The sequence below is a fragment of the Tepidanaerobacter sp. GT38 genome (assembly GCF_021991635.1).
Taxonomy (GTDB): Bacteria; Bacillota; Thermosediminibacteria; order Thermosediminibacterales; family Tepidanaerobacteraceae; genus DTU063.
In genome coordinates this window covers 1-3194 of sequence record NZ_JAFFJA010000115.1, presented here as the reverse complement: position 1 = coordinate 3194, position 3194 = coordinate 1, and the positions used below count along the sequence as shown (strand labels likewise).

At 53.8% G+C, this 3194-nt stretch carries 2 rRNA genes; both read right to left on the bottom strand.

The annotated features are described in order from the left end of the window. Positions 1–21: 21 nt before the first annotated feature. Positions 22–133 (bottom strand): 5S ribosomal RNA (gene rrf / locus JT739_RS12030). A 48-nt stretch (positions 134–181) separates the two neighbouring features. After that, positions 182–3145, bottom strand: a 23S ribosomal RNA gene (locus tag JT739_RS12025). Positions 3146–3194 lie beyond the last annotated feature (49 nt).

Below are 3194 nucleotides of genomic sequence, written 5' to 3'. Positions count from 1 at the left end.
TATACAAATATATAGTAAAATTCTCGGCAGCGACCTACTCTCCCAGGTTTTACCTAGTACCATCGGCGCTGGAGGGCTTAACCAGTGTGTTCGGGATGGGAACCGGTGTTTCCCCTCCGCTATTACCACCGAGAATTTGTTTTCTTTTTGCACCTTCAAAATTACACAGTGAGGATAGATTTTGGTCAAGCCCTCGACCTATTAGTATCAGTCGGCTCAAGGCCTTACGACCCTTACACCTCTGACCTATCTACCGAGTAGTCTACTCGGGGTCTTACTCCCTTTACAGGATGGGATACCTAATCTTAGGGGGGGCTTCGCGCTTAGATGCTTTCAGCGCTTATCCCTGCCGGACTTGGCTACTCAGCTATGCCGTTGGCACGACAACTGATACACCATCGGTCCGTCCACCCCGGTCCTCTCGTACTAGGGGCAGCTCCCTTCAAGTATCCTACGCCCACGACGGATAGGGACCGAACTGTCTCACGACGTTCTGAACCCAGCTCGCGTGCCGCTTTAATGGGCGAACAGCCCAACCCTTGGAACCTACTCCAGCTCCAGGATGCGACGAGCCGACATCGAGGTGCCAAACCTCCCCGTCGATGTGGACTCTTGGGGGAGATCAGCCTGTTATCCCCAGGGTAGCTTTTATCCGTTGAGCGACGGCCCTTCCATTCGGTACCGCCGGATCACTAAGCCCGTCTTTCGACCCTGCTCGACTTGTAGGTCTCGCAGTTAGGCTACCTTATGCCTTTGCACTCAATGCACGATTCCCAACCGTGCTGAGGTAACCTTTGGGCGCCTCCGTTACTCTTTGGGAGGCGACCGCCCCAGTCAAACTGCCCACCTGACAATGTCCCGCAGCCGGATTACGGCTTGCGGTTAGAACCTCAGCACCAGAAGAGTGGTATCCCAACGGCGGCTCCCCAGATCCTGACGAACCTGGTTCTCAGCCTCCCACCTATCCTGTACATCTGATACCGAAATCCAATATCAGGCTGCAGTAAAGCTCCATGGGGTCTTTCCGTCCTGTCGCGGGTAATGAGTATCTTCACTCATGTTACAATTTCGCCGGGCCTCTCGTTAAGACAGCGCCCAAGTCGTTACGCCATTCGTGCGGGTCGGAACTTACCCGACAAGGAATTTCGCTACCTTAGGACCGTTATAGTTACGGCCGCCGTTCACTGGGGCTTCGGTTCATGCCTTCGCCTAAGCTAAGCAGTCCCCTTAACCTTCCAGCACCGGGCAGGCGTCAGCCCCTATACATCGGATTTCTCCTTAGCAGAGACCTGTGTTTTTGGTAAACAGTCGCTTGGGCCTATTCACTGCGACCTTTTCGCCACACGATTACATGCAGCTACTCAGGTACCCCTTCTCCCGAAGTTACGGGGTTAGTTTGCCGAGTTCCTTAACGAGAGTTCTCCCGCTCGCCTTAGGATTCTCTCCTCGCCTACCTGTGTCGGTTTGCAGTACGGGCACCCTCGGCCTCGCTAGAGGCTTTTCTCGGCAGTATGGGTTCAGCTGCTTCGTTACTTGAAATTTCACTCCCCATCACACTTCAGCCATGGCCTGACGGATTTGCCTATCAGGCTTGCCTTTGTGCTTGGACGCGCTCTACCAACCGCGCGCTCAGCTTACCCTCCTGCGTCACCCCTTCGCTCAAACGGCCTTAGGTGGCACTGGAATATCAACCAGTTGTCCATCGCCTACGCATCCACTGCCTCGGCTTAGGCCCCGGCTTACCCTGAGCGGACGAGCCTTCCTCAGGAAACCTTAGGCTTTCGGCGGACAGGATTCTCACCTGCCTCTCGCTACTCATACCGGCATTCTCACTTCCTACAAGTCCACAAAGCCTTTCGACTTTGCTTCTGCCCCGTAGGAACGCTCCCCTACCACGCTAAGATACTCTTAGCATCCGCAGCTTCGGTGTGAACCTTGAGCCCCGTTACATTTTCGGCGCAGTATCACTTGACCAGTGAGCTGTTACGCACTCTTTAAATGAATGGCTGCTTCTAAGCCAACATCCTGGTTGTCTTCGTAATACAACATCCTTTCCCACTTAGGTTCACTTCGGGACCTTAGCTGACGGTCTGGGCTGTTTCCCTCTCGACTATGGAGCTTATCCCCCATAGTCTGACTCCTAACTAGTTATCCTCGGTATTCGGAGTTTGATAGGGTTCGGTAACCTTTTCGGCCCCTAGCCCATTCAGTGCTCTACCCCCGAGGATCTTCAGTTAAGGCTAGCCCTAAAGCTATTTCGGGGAGAACCAGCTATCTCCGTGTTCGATTGGCATTTCACCCCTACCCACAGCTCATCCCATGACTTTTCAACGTCAATTCGGTTCGGGCCTCCACGAAGGGTTAACTCCGCTTCACCCTGGCCATGGGTAGATCACACGGTTTCGGGTCTACCGCATCAAACTTAGCGCCCTATTCAGACTCGCTTTCGCTTCGGCTCCAGAGCTTTTACTCCTTAACCTCGCTTGATACGGTAACTCGCCGGTCCGTTCTACAAAAAGTACGAGGTCGCTTTCGCTCCCTCCGCTTGTAGACACACGGTTTCAGGTTCTATTTCACTCCCCTCCCGGGGTGCTTTTCACCTTTCCCTCACGGTACTAGTCCACTATCGGTCGTAAGGTGGTATTTAGCCTTGGGAGATGGTCCTCCCTACTTCCCACGGGGTTCCACGTGTCCCGCGGTACTCTGGATGTGTCAGCTAGGCTCTCAGGTTTCGCATACAAGGCTGTCACTTTCTGTGGCCCTGCTTTCCAGCAGTGTTCTGCTACCTTAAGCCTTCGCTTGCCTATCCGTCATTCGGCTCGACACTCCTTAACCCCATATATGCAACGGTGACGGCCTTACACATATATGGTTTGGGCTCCTCCCCGTTCGCTCGCCGCTACTTAGGGAATCGCTATTGCTTTCTTTTCCTCGGGTTACTTAGATGTTTCAGTTCACCCGGTTAGCCTCTCATACCTATGGATTCAGTATGAGATACTTGAGGTTCGCCTCAAGTGGGTTCCCCCATTCGGATACCTCCGGATCAAAGCTCGCTTGCAGCTCCCCGAAGCGTTTCGCCGCTTGCCGCGTCCTTCGTCGCCCCCTTACGCCAAGGCATCCTCCGTGTGCCCTTTCTCGCTTGACCTGCGAAATTGTTCTCACTACCTCACTGTGCAGTTTTCAAGGTGCAAATT